14 protein-coding genes are annotated in these 15,643 nt (G+C 56.3%); 13 read left to right on the forward strand and 1 reads right to left on the reverse strand.

Features of this window, described 5'->3' with window-relative positions:
• Positions 1–2 precede the first annotated feature (2 nt).
• The gene (rhlB, locus tag SB719_RS10670) at positions 3–1,298 is read right to left on the reverse strand and encodes an ATP-dependent RNA helicase RhlB (RefSeq protein ID WP_065647820.1); all 1,296 of its coding nucleotides are present in this window, start codon (positions 1,296–1,298) and stop codon (positions 3–5) included.
• A gap of 116 nt (positions 1,299–1,414) precedes the next feature.
• Here rhlB and trxA point away from each other — a divergent pair, with 116 nt between their 5' ends.
• The 13 genes from trxA to wzyE all read left to right on the forward strand — a co-directional run bounded on the left by trxA (position 1,415) and on the right by wzyE (position 15,619).
• Positions 1,415–1,747 carry a thioredoxin TrxA gene (gene trxA / locus SB719_RS10675; protein WP_039381699.1) on the forward strand — a complete coding sequence of 111 codons (333 nt, stop codon included), beginning with the start codon at positions 1,415–1,417 and terminating at the stop codon, positions 1,745–1,747.
• A gap of 344 nt (positions 1,748–2,091) precedes the next feature.
• Positions 2,092–3,351 (forward strand): transcription termination factor Rho, encoded by a 1,260-nt coding sequence (gene rho / locus SB719_RS10680; protein ID WP_039381703.1) that lies wholly within the window; start codon positions 2,092–2,094, stop codon positions 3,349–3,351.
• A 274-nt stretch (positions 3,352–3,625) separates the two neighbouring features.
• A complete protein-coding gene (wecA, locus tag SB719_RS10685; RefSeq protein WP_065647819.1) occupies positions 3,626–4,702 on the forward strand; it encodes a UDP-N-acetylglucosamine--undecaprenyl-phosphate N-acetylglucosaminephosphotransferase in 1,077 nt (358 codons plus the stop codon).
• Between the two features lie 33 nt (positions 4,703–4,735).
• On the forward strand, positions 4,736–5,782 hold the full coding sequence (wzzE, locus tag SB719_RS10690) for an ECA polysaccharide chain length modulation protein (RefSeq protein WP_412159222.1): 1,047 nt from the start codon (positions 4,736–4,738) through the stop codon (positions 5,780–5,782).
• Positions 5,783–5,792: 10 nt separating this feature from the next.
• Positions 5,793–6,917, forward strand: a complete 1,125-nt coding sequence (wecB, locus tag SB719_RS10695) for a non-hydrolyzing UDP-N-acetylglucosamine 2-epimerase (protein WP_065647921.1) — start codon at positions 5,793–5,795, stop codon at positions 6,915–6,917.
• A 2-nt stretch (positions 6,918–6,919) separates the two neighbouring features.
• Positions 6,920–8,179: a UDP-N-acetyl-D-mannosamine dehydrogenase gene (gene wecC, locus SB719_RS10700; RefSeq protein WP_292970116.1), complete on the forward strand. Its 1,260-nt coding sequence runs from the start codon at positions 6,920–6,922 to the stop codon at positions 8,177–8,179.
• On the forward strand, positions 8,176–9,252 hold the full coding sequence (gene rfbB, locus SB719_RS10705; RefSeq protein ID WP_412159223.1) for a dTDP-glucose 4,6-dehydratase: 1,077 nt from the start codon (positions 8,176–8,178) through the stop codon (positions 9,250–9,252). Before wecC ends, rfbB begins: the two co-directional genes overlap by 4 nt.
• A gap of 22 nt (positions 9,253–9,274) precedes the next feature.
• A complete protein-coding gene (gene rfbA / locus SB719_RS10710; RefSeq protein WP_065647815.1) occupies positions 9,275–10,156 on the forward strand; it encodes a glucose-1-phosphate thymidylyltransferase RfbA in 882 nt (293 codons plus the stop codon).
• The gene (gene rffC / locus SB719_RS10715) at positions 10,134–10,832 is read left to right on the forward strand and encodes a dTDP-4-amino-4,6-dideoxy-D-galactose acyltransferase (protein ID WP_292970112.1); all 699 of its coding nucleotides are present in this window, start codon (positions 10,134–10,136) and stop codon (positions 10,830–10,832) included. Before rfbA ends, rffC begins: the two co-directional genes overlap by 23 nt.
• Positions 10,829–11,959, forward strand: coding sequence for a dTDP-4-amino-4,6-dideoxygalactose transaminase (rffA, locus tag SB719_RS10720; RefSeq protein WP_065647813.1), 1,131 nt, complete (start codon positions 10,829–10,831; stop codon positions 11,957–11,959). Before rffC ends, rffA begins: the two co-directional genes overlap by 4 nt.
• Complete coding sequence (wzxE, locus tag SB719_RS10725; RefSeq protein ID WP_412159224.1) at positions 11,959–13,212, forward strand: lipid III flippase WzxE; 1,254 nt, start codon at positions 11,959–11,961, stop codon at positions 13,210–13,212. Before rffA ends, wzxE begins: the two co-directional genes overlap by 1 nt.
• On the forward strand, positions 13,209–14,279 hold the full coding sequence (locus tag SB719_RS10730) for a TDP-N-acetylfucosamine:lipid II N-acetylfucosaminyltransferase (protein ID WP_065647811.1): 1,071 nt from the start codon (positions 13,209–13,211) through the stop codon (positions 14,277–14,279). Before wzxE ends, SB719_RS10730 begins: the two co-directional genes overlap by 4 nt.
• Positions 14,276–15,619, forward strand: a complete 1,344-nt coding sequence (gene wzyE / locus SB719_RS10735; RefSeq protein WP_304234883.1) for an ECA oligosaccharide polymerase — start codon at positions 14,276–14,278, stop codon at positions 15,617–15,619. The genes SB719_RS10730 and wzyE overlap by 4 nt, the downstream gene beginning before the upstream one ends.
• Positions 15,620–15,643 lie beyond the last annotated feature (24 nt).

Here is a 15,643-nt window from a genome sequence, read left to right on the forward strand (position 1 = left end):
GGTTAACCTGAGCGTTTACGGTTATGGTTACGGGGCGCACTGCTCCGGCGATTACTGTTATTACCGCCGCGGCGCTGACCGTTGCCGGTGCGGTTCCGCTGCAGACGTTTTGCCGGTGGCAGATCGCTGAGCAGCGCTTCGCTGTTGTATTTGCTTACCGGAATGCCGTGACCGATATACTCCTCAATCGCAGGCAGGTTAAGCGCATACTCTTCGCACGCGAGGCTGATAGAGTGCCCGCTGGCACCGGCACGGCCGGTACGACCAATACGGTGAACATAATCTTCGCGATCGTCCGGCAGGTCATAGTTAAAGACGTGCGTCACGGCCGGAATATGCAGACCGCGCGCTGCCACATCTGTTGCCACCAGAATATCCACGTCGCCTTTGGTAAAATCATCCAGAATGCGCAGGCGCTTTTTCTGCGGGACATCGCCGGTCAGCAGACCCACGCGATGACCATCGGCGGCCAGATGGCCCCAGATATCTTCACAGCGGTACTTGGTGTTAGCAAAGATGATGGCGCGATCTGGCCACTCTTCTTCAATCAGCGTCTGCAGCAGACGCATTTTCTCTTCATTAGATGGATAGAAGAGCTCTTCTTTAATGCGGTGGCCGGTTTTCTGTTCCGGTTCCACTTCGACATATTCCGCGTTATTCATATGCTCAAACGCCAGTTCCCGGACGCGATAAGAGAGCGTCGCGGAAAACAGCATGCTCAGACGCTGCGTGGCAGGTGGCATGCGGCGGAATAGCCAGCGAATATCTTTAATAAAGCCGAGATCGAACATGCGATCGGCTTCATCCAGCACCACAACCTGAATGGCACCCAGGTTCACATGATTCTGCTTGGCGTAATCAATCAGACGTCCGGTAGTGCCTACCAGGATGTCGACACCGTCAGCGAGCACTTTAAGCTGTTTGTCATAGCCATCGCCGCCGTAAGCCAGCCCCATTTTCAGGCCGGTGACTTTGGCCAGCGGCTCCGCATCGGCGTGAATCTGTACGGCCAGCTCACGCGTAGGGGCCATGATCAGCGCACGCGGCTGATTAACCTGACGCCCTTCAGCAGCAGGGTGAGAAAGAAGATAATGAAACGTTGACGTCAGAAACGCCATCGTTTTGCCGGTACCGGTTTGCGCCTGACCCGCAACATCACGCCCTGAAAGCGCAAAAGGCAGTGCGAGCGCCTGAATAGGCGTGCAATGCTGAAAGCCTTTAGTATCAAGGGCTTCCACGACCTGAGGGTGCAGGGCGAAGTCGGAAAACTTCTGTTCGGTTAAGTGTGTTTTGCTCATAGTGTGGTAGAATATCAGCTTACTATCGCTTTACGAAAGCGTATCCGATGAAATAAAGTTAACCAACGTTGGTATATTTTACGCCAATTCGCCAGGCATAATCTTTGGAGTTAAACATGAGCAGCGATAAAATCGTTCACCTCACCGATGACAGTTTCGATACTGACGTGCTGAAAGCCGAGGGTGTTACCCTGGTTGACTTCTGGGCTGAATGGTGTGGTCCTTGCAAAATGATCGCCCCGATCCTTGATGAAGTTGCTGAAGAGTACGACGGTAAGCTTACCATCGCCAAGCTGAACATTGATGAGAACCCAGGTACCGCGCCAAAGTATGGCATCCGTGGTATTCCGACCCTGCTGCTGTTTAAAAACGGCGAAGTGGCGGCAACTAAAGTGGGTGCGCTGTCTAAAGGCCAGCTGAAAGAGTTCCTGAACGCCAATCTGGCGTAAGCGCAACGCGCTCTGTTCCGCAGTGGTGAATTTTTTCGCCACTGCTGGACGCCGCTGGTCAGGCGTGCTAATTTGACGATACTGCATTACGCACTTACCTTTGTAGTTTGCATCTAAAGATTTCTCTTGTCAGACCCCGCTCGAGTTGAACGTTTTTGTGGTTTGGCAATCTGACGGCTAGCATACCCGGCATCATCTTTCGACCGTCTCTCGCTTCCTATCGCCCTATCAGACGATACCCGCCGAGCAGCGTTGAAAAAGAGCCATTAACAGGCATGGAATTTTTGCCATACCATTCACGACAATCATTTCGAGAATTACCCCGAGTTTAAGAACCCATCACTATGAATCTTACCGAATTAAAGAATACGCCGGTTTCTGAGCTGATTACTCTCGGCGAAAATATGGGGCTGGAAAACCTGGCGCGTATGCGCAAACAGGACATTATTTTCGCCATCCTCAAACAACATGCGAAGAGCGGCGAAGACATCTTTGGTGATGGCGTGCTGGAGATATTGCAGGACGGATTTGGTTTCCTCCGTTCCGGAGACAGCTCCTACCTCGCCGGTCCTGATGATATCTATGTTTCTCCCAGCCAGATTCGTCGTTTTAACCTGCGTACTGGTGATACCATTTCCGGTAAAATCCGTCCGCCAAAAGAGGGCGAGCGCTATTTTGCCCTGCTGAAAGTTAACGAAGTTAACTACGATAAGCCGGAAAACGCCCGCAGTAAGATTCTGTTCGAAAACCTCACGCCGCTGCACGCTAACAGTCGTCTGCGTATGGAGCGGGGTAATGGCTCAACTGAAGATTTAACCGCTCGCGTACTGGATCTGGCGTCGCCAATTGGTCGCGGCCAGCGTGGTCTGATTGTGGCACCGCCTAAAGCGGGTAAAACCATGCTGCTGCAGAATATTGCGCAGAGCATTGCTTACAATCATCCGGATTGCGTGCTGATGGTCCTGCTGATCGACGAGCGTCCGGAAGAAGTAACCGAGATGCAGCGTCTGGTTAAAGGCGAAGTTATCGCCTCTACCTTTGATGAGCCAGCATCACGTCACGTGCAGGTTGCCGAGATGGTGATTGAAAAGGCCAAGCGCCTGGTTGAGCATAAGAAAGATGTTATCATCCTGCTCGACTCCATTACCCGTCTGGCGCGTGCCTACAACACCGTGGTACCTGCCTCAGGTAAAGTACTGACCGGTGGTGTTGATGCCAACGCCCTGCATCGTCCGAAGCGTTTCTTCGGCGCAGCACGTAACGTGGAAGAGGGCGGTAGCCTGACGATCATCGCTACAGCGCTGGTTGATACCGGTTCGAAGATGGACGAAGTGATTTACGAAGAGTTTAAAGGTACAGGTAACATGGAACTGCACCTGTCACGTAAAATTGCGGAAAAACGCGTCTTCCCGGCCATTGACTACAACCGCTCCGGTACCCGTAAAGAAGAGCTGCTCACTTCTCAGGAAGAGCTGCAGAAGATGTGGATCCTGCGTAAAATTATTCATCCGATGGGTGAGATTGACGCGATGGAGTTCCTCATCAACAAGCTGGCAATGACCAAAACCAACGATGAATTCTTCGATATGATGAAGCGCTCATAAGCGGCTAAAAGCGAAGCAATTATATTGTTACGCAGGTAATAGATCGGCATTATTTCTGTTAAACGCCACGGCTTATCGTGGCGTTTTTTATTTGTGCGCATTAGGATTAGGCGAGTCAGAAAACGTTTAGAATGACGCAAGCAGAAAGGCGGCGATTTTTTCAGCAATTGCGCGCGCTGCGGCCTGGTCAGACAGGGATATACAGCAATAACCGGGGTTTTGGTTATTGTTGTCCACGATTTTAGCTGAGAGCGTTAATGTGAATTTACTCACTATGGGTGCAGAGCTGGGTTTAACTTTTCTCTTCTCTCTGGCATTCCTTTTTATGGCCCGCAAGGTCGCAAAAAAAATCGGGTTAGTTGATAAACCTAATGCAAGGAAAAAGCATCAGGGTGTTATTCCTCTCGTTGGCGGTATTTCCGTTTACGCCGGCGTTTGCTTCGCGTTCCTTATTACGCAGTCCTATATGCCGAATGGCCTGCTCTATCTGTTCTGTGCTGGCGTGCTGGTACTGGTAGGCGCGCTCGACGATCGCTTTGATATCAGCGTAAAGTTTCGTGCCTGTATGCAGGCGATTATCGCAGTCGTGATGATGTATGGCGCTAAGCTCTATTTGCTGAGTCTGGGTTTTATTGTGGGGCCGGTAGAGATTGTCGTGGGTCCCTTTGGCTATGTATTAACGCTGTTCGCCGTCTGGGCGGCAATTAATGCGTTTAACATGGTTGACGGTATTGATGGCTTGCTGGGCGGGCTCTCCTGTGTGACGTTCGGAGCAATGGGTATCATTCTCTATTTCGACGGCATGACCAGCCTGGCTATGTGGTGTTTCGCCATGATCGCCGCCACTATTCCCTATATCCTGCTGAACCTGGGTTTTCTGGGCAAACGCTATAAAGTATTTATGGGTGATGCCGGCAGCACCATGATCGGTTTCACCATTATCTGGATCCTGCTGGAAACCACTCAGGGCCTGAGTCATCCTATTACGCCGGTCACCGCGCTGTGGCTGATCGCCATTCCTTTAATGGATATGGTAGCCATCATGTATCGCCGGTTACGTAAGGGCATGAGTCCCTTCTCAGCCGACAGGCAACATATTCACCATCTCATCATGCGTGCCGGCTTCTCGTCACGGCAGGCTTTTTTGCTGATCACGCTGGCGGCGGCGCTGCTGGCAGGCATTGGGGTGCTGGGCGAATATCTGGCTTTCATACCTGAGTGGGTCATGCTGGTGCTCTTCCTGGTGGCATTTCTGCTCTACGGCTACTGTATTAAGCACGCGTGGCGTATGGCACGAATGATTCGCCGTCTCAAGCGCAGATGGAATCACGCGCATATCAATAAAACATGACCTGGATAAGCATCCGATAAGGACACCGCTGTTATGACCGCTGTTGTGGAGAATGAACTGGATATTCGCGGCCTGGGCTGCACGCTGTGGCGTGGTAAACGCTGGATAGCGGGCTGCGCTGTACTGTTTGCCCTGCTGGCCTGGCTGGCTTCAATGCTGATGAAACAGGCGTGGAGCACCACGGCGGTGACCGACAGGCCAACGGTGAACATGCTGGGCGACTACTATGTACAGCAGCAGTTTCTGAATAACCTTGATATCCACAGCACTACGCTGAGCCTGAATAATCCGGCACCTACCATAATGGATGAGGTGTATCAGGAGTTCACCATGCAGCTCGCGTCATGGGATACGCGTCGCGACTTCTGGCAGCAGACCGACTATTTTAAAAGTCGTAAAAGCGGTAATGCACACAATGATGCCGCCCTGCTGGATGACATGATCACCAATATCCAGTTTATGCCGGCAGATAGCGCGCACAACACGCTTGATACGGTCCGGCTGGTGGCAGAAACCGCAGGTGACGCTAACAATCTTTTACGGCAGTACATTGCCTACGCCAGTGAGCGTGCGGCCCGTCATCTGAATGAAGAACTGAAAGGCGCATGGCAGGCGCGAGACGTGCAGCTGCAGTCGCAGGTTGACCGGCAGCAGGCCGTGGCGCAGGCAGTATACGATCGCCAGCGTCAGCGCATTGAACAGGCGCTGAAGCTGGCCAGCCAGCAGGGTATTACCGATAACCGGGCGCCCGCTGCGGGTGAAAGTCTGCCAGAGAGCGACCGCTTTTTACTGGGGCAGCAGCGACTGCAGGCTCAGCTCGATATGCTGCAGGCCAGCGGCCCCGCCTACGATTTAAGCTATGATCAAAACAGGGCGATGCTGAGCACGCTACAGGCTGGCCCTCGTCTGGATAAACAGTTCCAGACTTACCGCTACCTGCGCACGCCGGAAGAGCCCGTTTCACGCGACAGCCCGCGCCGTCTGTTTATGATGGTGATGTGGGGAGCGATCGGTGCGCTGGTCGGCGCGGGTGTGGCGCTGGTGCGCCGGCCGCGTGCGTTATCAGCTATTCGCCAATAAGAGAATCAGCGTGAAAGTACTGACTGTATTTGGCACCCGTCCTGAAGCCATTAAAATGGCGCCGCTGGTGCAGGCACTGGCGCAGGATGCTGCGTTTGAATCCCGACTGTGCGTCACCGCACAGCACCGTGAAATGCTCGATCAGGTGCTGCATCTGTTTCAGCTGCAGCCCGATTACGATTTAAATATCATGCGTCCGGAGCAGGGACTGACCGAAATCACCTGCCGTATTCTGCAGGGCATGAAAACCGTTTTAGCCGATTTTAAACCTGACGTGGTGCTGGTGCATGGTGATACCACCACCACACTGGCTGCCAGCCTGGCGGCCTTTTACCAGCAGATCCCGGTAGGGCACGTTGAAGCGGGCCTGCGCACCGGTAACCTGATGTCACCCTGGCCGGAAGAGGCCAACCGCACGCTGACGGGACATCTGGCAAGCTATCATTTTACCCCCACTACGACATCGCGGCAGAACCTGCTGCGGGAAAATCTTCCTGATGCGCGTATTTTCGTCACCGGCAACACGGTGATCGATGCGCTGCTGTGGGTACGCGATCGCGTCCTGACCAATGCCGATCTCAATGCCCGCCTGGCGGCGCGCTATCCGTTTCTGGATCCGGACAGAAAGCTGATCCTGGTTACCGGTCACCGGCGAGAAAGTTTTGGTAAGGGTTTTGAGCGTATCTGCAGCGCGCTGGCGCAGATTGCGCGCCTGCATCCGCAGGCGCAGATTGTCTATCCGGTGCATCTCAATCCCAACGTCAGCGAGCCGGTTAACCGGATACTTAGCGGCATCGATAATATCATTCTGATCGAACCGCAGGAGTATCTGCCGTTTGTCTGGTTAATGAACCGTTCATGGCTGATCCTCACCGATTCCGGTGGGATTCAGGAAGAAGCGCCGTCGCTGGGGAAACCGGTGCTGGTGATGCGTGATACCACAGAGCGGCCGGAAGCGGTCGCGGCAGGGACGGTAAAACTGGTTGGCACGGATATCGATACCATTGTCGCTGAAGTCACCCTGCTGCTGCAGGATGAAGAGGCGTGGCAGAGTATGAGCCGGGCGCACAACCCTTATGGCGACGGCCACGCCTGTGCACGCATTCTGCAGGCGCTGAACAACAACAGAGTTTAATTATGTCTTTTAATACCATTTCCGTCATCGGACTGGGTTACATCGGGCTGCCAACGGCAGCCGTTTTCGCTTCAAGGGGAAAGCAGGTCGTGGGCGTGGATGTCAATCTGCGCGCCGTTGAAACCATTAACCGGGGTGAAATCCATATCGTGGAGCCCGATCTCGGTGAGGTCGTCCGGCAGGCGGTACAGCAGGGGCTGCTGCGCGCCACCACAACGGCAGAACCGGCAGAGGCGTTTCTGATCGCAGTGCCGACGCCCTTTATGAACGATCATCAGCCAGACCTGAGCTTTGTCCGTGCGGCAGCGCTGTCGCTGGCACCGGTACTGAAAACCGGCGATCTGGTTATTCTGGAGTCTACCTCACCGGTCGGCGCCACAGAGCAGATGGCAGAGTGGCTGGCAGAGGCGCGTCCCGATCTGCGTTTCCCTCAGCATGAGGGTGAAAGCGATATCTTTATCGCCTACTGTCCGGAGCGGGTGCTGCCTGGCAAAGTTATGACCGAACTGCTGGAGAACGATCGCGTGATTGGCGGCATGACGCCCGCCTGCTCAGCGCGGGCCAGCGAGCTGTACCGTATTTTTCTGCGCGGTGCCTGCGTTGAAACCAACGCGCGTACGGCGGAGATGTGCAAACTGACGGAAAACAGCTTTCGCGATGTCAATATCGCCTTTGCGAATGAGCTGTCACTGATTTGCGCCGATCAGAAGATCAACGTCTGGGAGCTGATAGCGCTGGCGAACCGTCATCCGCGCGTTAATATTTTGCAGCCTGGCCCCGGCGTGGGCGGGCACTGCATTGCCGTCGACCCGTGGTTTATTGTGGCGCAGAACCCGCAGCAGGCGCGGCTGATCCGCACCGCGCGTGAAGTGAATGATGCCAAGCCTGGCTGGGTACTGGAACAGGTAAAACAGGCGCTGGCAGAGTGTGTGACGCAGAGTGATAAGCGTGCCAGCGAGATCGCAATTGCCTGCTTCGGGCTGGCCTTTAAGCCCGATATCGACGATCTGCGTGAGAGTCCGGCGATGGCGGTAGCGCAGCGTATTGCGGCGTGGCACAGCGGAAAAACCTGGGTTGTCGAGCCGCACGTTACGACGATCCCTGACCGGCTGGCGCAGGACGCGTCGCTGGTGTCTGCAGAGCAGGCGCTGCAGCAGGCTGACATTCTGGTCATGCTGGTCGATCATGCCCGGTTCCGGGCGATTGACGCCGCGCAAATTGCCCAGCCGTGGATTGTCGATACCAAAGGAGTCTGGCGATGAAGCGCTTTCTGATCACCGGCGGCGCGGGATTTATTGGCTCAGCGCTGGTGCGCTTTCTGATTGAAAGCACGGAGCACCAGGTGGTAGTGGTAGATAAGCTGAGCTATGCCGGCAATCTGGCGTCGCTGGCTGACGTGCAGCACGATCCGCGTTTTACTTTTGAACAGGTTGATATCTGTCACCGGCCAGAACTTGACCGGGTACTGGCGCAGTATCAGCCCGACTGCGTGATGCATCTGGCAGCAGAAAGCCATGTCGATCGCTCGATTGATGGTCCGTTTGCCTTTATCGAAACCAATATTGTCGGCACGTATCATCTGCTGGAAGCGGTACGCCACTACTGGCAGGCGCTGGAGAGCACGCGCCAGGCTGATTTCCTGCTGCATCATATTTCTACGGACGAAGTGTTTGGCGATCTGCACGGCACGGACGACTTTTTTACCGAAACCACGCCTTACGCGCCGAGCAGCCCCTACTCCGCATCAAAAGCCAGCAGCGATCATCTGATGCGTGCCTGGATGCGAACCTATGGCCTCCCCGTGGTAGTGACCAACTGCTCCAATAATTATGGCCCGCGTCATTTTCCGGAGAAGCTGATCCCGCTGACCATCATCAATGCGCTGGCGGGCAAGGCGCTGCCGGTTTATGGCAACGGCAGCCAGATCCGCGACTGGCTCTATGTGGAAGATCATGCGCGCGCGCTCTATACCGTTGTCAGTCACGGCAAAGCAGGCGAGACCTATAATATTGGCGGTCATAATGAGCGACGTAATCTTGATGTGGTGCATGCCCTGTGCGATCTGCTCGATGAGCTTGCCCCCGGACAACGTCCCGCGGCGATCGGCAGCTATCGTGAGTTGATCACCTTTGTTACCGACCGTCCCGGACACGATCTGCGTTACGCCATCGATGCCGGTAAAATTGCCCGCGAACTGGGCTGGACACCACAGGAAACCTTTGAGAGCGGGATACGTAAAACGGTGGAGTGGTATCTGGCTAACCCGCAGTGGTGGCAGGCTATTCTCAACGGCAGCTATCGCGCTGAACGCCTCGGCTTAACCACATCGCGCTGAAGCATAGCCAGAAGGAGCAATGATGAAAGGTATTATTCTGGCGGGTGGTTCAGGAACGCGCCTGCATCCGATTACCCGCGCAATTTCCAAGCAGCTGCTGCCGGTGTATGACAAGCCGATGATTTATTATCCCCTTTCTGTCCTGATGCTGGCGGGCATCCGCGATGTGTTAATCATCACCACGCCTGACGATCGGGCGCACTTTGAGCGTCTGCTGGGCGATGGCAGTGAGTTTGGTATCCGGCTGTCATATGCGGAGCAGCCAAGCCCGGATGGACTGGCACAGGCTTTTATTATTGGTGAATCGTTTATTGGCGACGACCACTGCTGTCTGGTGCTGGGTGATAATCTCTACTTTGGACAGGGTTTCAGTCCGAAGCTGAAAAAGGTGGCTGCACGCACTGAAGGTGCAACGGTATTTGCCTATCAGGTAATGGATCCCGAGCGGTTTGGCGTGGTGGAGTTTGATGAAGCGTTTAATGCGCTTTCAATCGAAGAGAAGCCGGCGCAGCCAAAATCACGCTGGGCCGTCACCGGCCTCTATTTCTACGATCGTCGCGTGGTGGAGTTTGCAAAGCGCGTTCAGCCTTCGGCGCGCGGTGAGCTGGAAATTACGGCGATTAATCAGATGTACATGGAGGCAGGCGCACTCTCTGTTGAGCTGCTGGGCCGTGGGTTTGCCTGGCTGGATACCGGCACACACGACAGCCTGGTGGAAGCCAGCGTCTTCGTGCAGACGGTGGAAAAGCGGCAGGGTTTCAAGATAGCCTGTCTGGAAGAGATTGCCTGGCGCAACGGCTGGCTGAGCGATGCGCAGCTGCAGGCGGCAGGCGAGGCGTTAACCAAAACCGGCTACGGCCAGTATCTGCTGGATATCTTACATGCCCGTCCGCGTCAGTATTGATCCCCTTGAGTGGGAGAGCGCCTTTTTTCATCAGCCCACGGCGCGCCTGACGCTGCCGGGAGAGCTGACGCTGCCGCAGGCGCTGCAGCAGGCGACGGGCCTGCTGCAGATAAAAATTCCGGCAGAGCAGACCGCGGCGATTGATGCGGTTTGCCAGCACGGCTTTCAGCTGGTTGAGGGCGAAGCCGATCTGACGCTGGCGCTGACACAGACAGCGCGTCAGTCCGGCGTGCGAATTGCGCGTGAGGCGCAGATCCCGGCGCTGCGTGCCGCTGCCGCAGAGGCATTCAGCCAGAGCCGGTTTCGCGCCCCGTGGTTTGACGCGGCCGACAGCGGCCGGTTTTATGCGCAGTGGATTGAAAACGCGGTGCGCGGCACCTTTGATCACCAGTGTCTGATCGCCTGCGATGAGCAGGGAAGCCTGCAGGGCTTTGTCTCCATCCGTGAAGTGAACGGCGACGCACGTATCGGACTGCTGGCCGTGCTGCCGGACGCCCGATCGCAGGGAATCGGCCAGCGTCTGCTGCTGGCCGCCGCTGACTGGGGCCGGGTGCGTCAGCTGTCACAACTGCGCGTTGCCACGCAGCTCAGCAATCTTGCGGCGCTGCGCCTCTATTTACGCTGCGGTGCCCGGCTGGAAAGCACCGCCTACTGGTTCTACAGGAAAGCACCATGATCCCTTTTAACGCGCCCCCTGTGGTGGGCACTGAAACAGACTATATGCAGTCGGCAATGGCCAGCGGCAAACTGTGCGGTGACGGCGGCTTCACCCGTCGCTGCCAGCAGTGGATGGAGCAGCATTTTGGCAGTAAAAAAGTGCTGCTGACCCCCTCCTGCACTGCCTCGCTGGAGATGGCAGCGCTGCTGATCAACATTGCGCCTGGCGACGAAGTGATTATGCCGAGCTATACCTTTGTCTCTACTGCCAACGCGTTTGTGCTGCGCGGTGCCACTATTGTCTTTGTTGACGTGCGTCCGGATACGATGAACATCGACGAAACACAGATTGAGGCAGCGATCACGCCGAAAACGCGCGCTATCGTACCGGTGCACTATGCGGGCGTGGCGTGTGAAATGGACACCATTATGGCGCTGGCGGCAAAGCATCAGCTTTATGTGATTGAAGATGCCGCGCAGGGCGTGATGTCACAGTATAAAGGTCGTGCGCTCGGCACCATCGGACACATTGGCTGCTTTAGCTTTCATGAAACGAAAAACTACACCGCCGGAGGCGAGGGCGGCGCGACGCTGATAAATGATGCGGCGCTCACCGAGCGTGCTGAAATCATTCGGGAAAAAGGCACCAACCGGAGTCAGTTTTTCCGCGGTCAGGTGGATAAATATACCTGGCGGGATATCGGCTCAAGCTACCTGATGGCCGATTTGCAGGCGGCCTATCTCTGGGCGCAGCTGGAAGCGGCGCAGACCATTAATCAGCAGCGGCTGCGACTGTGGCAGCGCTACTACGACGCGCTACAGCCGCTGGCTGCTCAGGGACGGATTGCGCTGCCGGCAGTGCCGGATAGCTGCTGTCATAACGCGCATATGTTCTATCTGAAACTGCGCGACAGTGACGATCGCGACGCGCTGATACGCTGGATGAAAGAAGCGGAGATCCTCACGGTGTTTCACTATATTCCGCTGCATACGTCGCCGGCCGGTGAGCGGTTTGGCCGCTTCCACGGTGAGGATCGTGTGACCACGCGCGACAGCGAGCGCCTGCTGCGCCTGCCGCTGTTCTATAACCTGTCAGATAACAATCAGCGTACCGTGATTAGCTCTCTGCTGAGCTACTTTGCCTGATGTCGCTGGCAAAAGCATCGGTCTGGACCGCGGCCTCCACGCTGGTCAAAATTGCGGCCGGTCTGCTGGTGGTAAAGCTGCTGGCGCTGAGTTTTGGTCCGGAAGGCGTCGGGCAGGCGGGTAACTTCCGGCAGCTGATCACCGTGCTCGGCGTCCTGGCCGGCGCGGGCATTTTCAATGGCGTCACCGCCAGCGTGGCGCAGCTGCAGCATGAGCCCGCGCAGCTGCGGGCGCTGACCGGCACAGCCTCTGCAATGGTGCTGGGCTTTTCAGTATTGCTGGCCGCGGGTCTGCTGCTGGGCGCTGCGCCGGTCAGCCGGTTACTGTTTGGACACGATCATTATCAGAGTGTGGTGCGCATCGTGGCTTTTCTGCAGTTTGGCATCGCCTGGGCGAACCTGGCCCTGGCGCTGCTGAAAGGCTTTCGCGATGCGCGCGGCAATGCGCTGGCGCTGATAACCGGCAGCCTGACAGGGGTGGCCGGTTACATTGTGTGCTGGCGGCTGGGCGGTTATCAGGGGGCGCTGGCGGGCCTGGCGCTGGTACCGGCGCTGCTGGTGGTGCCGGCGCTGATTATGCTGCGGCGCCACCGTGCGGTGCTGCCGCTGCGCTGGCTCAGACCGGCATGGCAGCCGGCACTGGCACGCAATCTGGCAAAATATACGCTGATGGCGCTGATGACCTCGGTCACGCTGCCGGTGGCGTGGGTGATGATGCGTAATCTGCTGGCGGAACAGCAGGGCTGGGCTCAGGTAGGATTATGGCAGGGCGTCACCACGATTTCTGACGCCTATCTGCAGTTTATTACCGCCACCTTCAGCGTCTGGCTGCTGCCAACGCTGGCACGCCTTGAGCACAAGCCGCAAATTGCGCAGGAGATTGGACGCGCGCTGCGTTTTGTATTGCCGGCGGTGGCGGCAGCCAGTTTCTGCGTCTGGCTGCTGCGCGACATGGCGATCTGGCTACTGTTTTCCCCGCAGTTTAGCGGCATGCGCGATCTTTTTATCTGGCAGTTATGTGGCGATATCTTTAAAGTCGGCGCCTATGTTTTCGGATATCTGGTGATCGCCAAAGCGTCACTGCGCTTCTATATTCTCACCGAAATTAGCCAGTTCGCTCTGCTGACGCTGTTTTCGCGCTGGCTGATCCCGCTTCACGGCGCGGCTGGTGCAGCGCAGGCGTATATGGCGACCTATATACTCTATTTTGCCCTTTGCTGTGGCGCTTTCCTGATTTATTGCCGGACAAAATGACGTTATTTCATGTGCTGGGATCTGATATCCCGCATCACAATCAGACGGTGCTGCGTTTCTTTAATGACGTGATCAGCACTGAATTGCCTGCCGCCGCGCCGCGCCACTTTATGGTGGTTGCTGCGCCTGGCTCGCTGCCCGCCTGTAGCCAGTTGCAGATCGAAACCTTCACCAGTAAAGCCGCGCTGGCACAGGCGGTGATAGCACGCGCAGCCGATCGCTCCCGGCGTTTTTTCTTCCACGGACAGTTTAACCCGCGTCTCTGGCTGGCGCTGCTCAGCGGAAAGATCCGCCGCCATCAGGCGTTCTGGCACGTCTGGGGGGCTGATCTGTATGAAGAGGGAGCCGGGCTGAAATATCGCCTGTTCTATCTGCTGCGACGCATGGCGCAGGGGCGAGTGGCGCAGGTGTTTGCCACCCGTGGCGATCTCTGTTTTTATCAGCAGCGGCATCCGCAGGTGCCGGCATCGCTGCTCTATTTTCCGACGCGCATGCCTGATATTGCGCTGCCTGCAGCCGCGACATCGGACGGTACACTGACGATTCTGCTGGGCAACTCCGGTGACCGCAGCAACCGGCATATTGAAGGTCTGCAGGCGATACGCCGGCAGTTCGGCGAGGAGGTCAGCGTACTGGTTCCGCTTGGTTATCCGACAAACAATTATGCCTATATTGATGAGATCGATGCGGCGGCACAGCGTCTGTTTCCGGCCGGACAGGTTACGCTGATTCGCGACAGGCTCGATTTCCCGGCCTACCTGCAGTTGCTCAGACGCTGTCAGCTTGGCTATTTTATGTTTGAGCGGCAGCAGGGGATTGGCACACTCTGTTTGCTGATTCAGGCTAACATTCCCTTTGTGCTGAACCGTAAGAATCCATTCTGGCGCGATCTCAGCGAGCAGGGCATTCCGGTGCTGTTCAGCTGCGACGAACTGGATGCCGGCCGCATCGGAGAAGCACAGCGCCAGCTGACGGCATGTGATAAACCAGGCATCGCCTTTTTTGCGCCGGGCTATCTTGCCGGCTGGCGCCATGCGCTCAGCCTGAGTGAAGGACGTGCATCATGAGCCTGCTGCAGTTTAGTGGTCTGCTGGTGGTTTATCTCTGCTCGCTGGGCTTTATCCTGACGCTGACCTGGCGTGAGTTCAGGCGCGTACGCTTTAACTTTCATCTCTTTTTTACGCTGCTGTTTCTGCTGACCTTCTACTTTGGTTTCCCTCTGACCAGCATGCTGGTATTTCGCTTTGATGTGGCCGTGGTGCCGGCAACGTTTCTGCTGCAGGCGCTGCTGGCAGCAACCAGCTTCTACGCTATTTACTATGTGAGTTATAAAGTGCGGCTGCGACCAGCCAGCGCCGCGCCGCGCAAGCCGTGGCTGGTGATGGATCGGGTCGAGACCCATCTCACCTGCCTGCTGCTGGCGCTGGTCGCTATTGGCACGGTGACCGTGTTTTTCATGCACAACGGGCTGCTGCTGTTCCGGCTCTCCGCCTATAACCAGATTTTCTCGAGTGAGGTTTCTGGCGTGGCGCTAAAACGCTTCTTCTACTTCTTTATCCCGGCGATGCTGATTCGCTATTTTCTGCATCCGACACAGCGGCAGTGGCTGCTGTTTCTGCTGGTAACAGTGGCCTTTGGCTTGCTGACCTATGCGCTGGTGGGCGGCACGCGTGCAAATATCATCATCGCCTTTGCGCTGTTTCTGTTTATTGGTATTACGCGTGGCTGGATCACGCTCTGGATGCTGGCAGGCGCAGGGGCGATGGCAATCTGCGGTATGTTCTGGCTGGCGCTGCGGCGCTACAACCTGGATGTGGCCGGGGCAGAAGCCTTTTACACGTTTCTTTACCTGACGCGTGATACGTTTTCGCCGTGGGAAAACCTGGCGCTGCTGCTGCAGAACTACGACAAGATTGATTTTCAGGGACTGGCTCCGCTCTGGCGCGACTTTTATGTCTTTATTCCGGGATGGCTGTGGCCCGATCGCCCTGCGGCAATACTGAACAGCGCTAACTATTTTACCTGGGAGGTTCTGAACAACCACTCCGGCCTGGCTATTTCGCCGACGCTGCTTGGTTCGCTGCTGATCATGGGCGGCGTACTGTTTATTCCGCTGGGAGCGGTGGCGGTGGGTCTCCTGATGAAAGGTTTTGATGCGCTTTATACGCAGGGACGCGATAGCGATAACCGCTATACCGGCGCGGTTCTGCAGAGTTTCTGCTTTGGTGCTGTCTTTAATATGATCGTTCTGGCTCGCGAGGGGCTGGACGCATTCGGCTCGCGCGTGGTGTTTTTCTGCATCATTTTTGCCGCCTGTACAGGCCTGGCAAAGCTGCTCTGCTGGCTGCTGGCGCGTGCAGGGCTTATTCGCCCGCGTCATATTCAGTCGCTGCGCGGTTCCTCCTGATCACGGTGCAAAACGGAAGATGAA

The sequence above is a fragment of the Pantoea sp. SIMBA_079 genome (assembly GCF_046940275.1).
GTDB lineage: Bacteria > Pseudomonadota > Gammaproteobacteria > Enterobacterales > Enterobacteriaceae > Pantoea > Pantoea borealis.

Bases quoted from the DNA above. Each gene is read 5' to 3' on its own strand.
- rfbB (WP_412159223.1), top strand. From the start codon at position 8,176: ATGAAGCGCTTTCTGATCACCGGCGGCGCGGGATTTATTGGCTCAGCG.
- rhlB (WP_065647820.1), bottom strand. From the start codon at position 1,298: ATGAGCAAAACACACTTAACCGAACAGAAGTTTTCCGACTTCGCCCTG.
- rffC (WP_292970112.1), top strand. From the start codon at position 10,134: ATGCCCGTCCGCGTCAGTATTGATCCCCTTGAGTGGGAGAGCGCCTTT.
- SB719_RS10730 (WP_065647811.1), top strand. From the start codon at position 13,209: ATGACGTTATTTCATGTGCTGGGATCTGATATCCCGCATCACAATCAG.
- trxA (WP_039381699.1), top strand. From the start codon at position 1,415: ATGAGCAGCGATAAAATCGTTCACCTCACCGATGACAGTTTCGATACT.
- rho (WP_039381703.1), top strand. From the start codon at position 2,092: ATGAATCTTACCGAATTAAAGAATACGCCGGTTTCTGAGCTGATTACT.
- wzzE (WP_412159222.1), top strand. From the start codon at position 4,736: ATGACCGCTGTTGTGGAGAATGAACTGGATATTCGCGGCCTGGGCTGC.
- wecC (WP_292970116.1), top strand. From the start codon at position 6,920: ATGTCTTTTAATACCATTTCCGTCATCGGACTGGGTTACATCGGGCTG.
- wzyE (WP_304234883.1), top strand. From the start codon at position 14,276: ATGAGCCTGCTGCAGTTTAGTGGTCTGCTGGTGGTTTATCTCTGCTCG.
- rfbA (WP_065647815.1), top strand. From the start codon at position 9,275: ATGAAAGGTATTATTCTGGCGGGTGGTTCAGGAACGCGCCTGCATCCG.
- rffA (WP_065647813.1), top strand. From the start codon at position 10,829: ATGATCCCTTTTAACGCGCCCCCTGTGGTGGGCACTGAAACAGACTAT.
- wzxE (WP_412159224.1), top strand. From the start codon at position 11,959: ATGTCGCTGGCAAAAGCATCGGTCTGGACCGCGGCCTCCACGCTGGTC.
- wecA (WP_065647819.1), top strand. From the start codon at position 3,626: ATGGGTGCAGAGCTGGGTTTAACTTTTCTCTTCTCTCTGGCATTCCTT.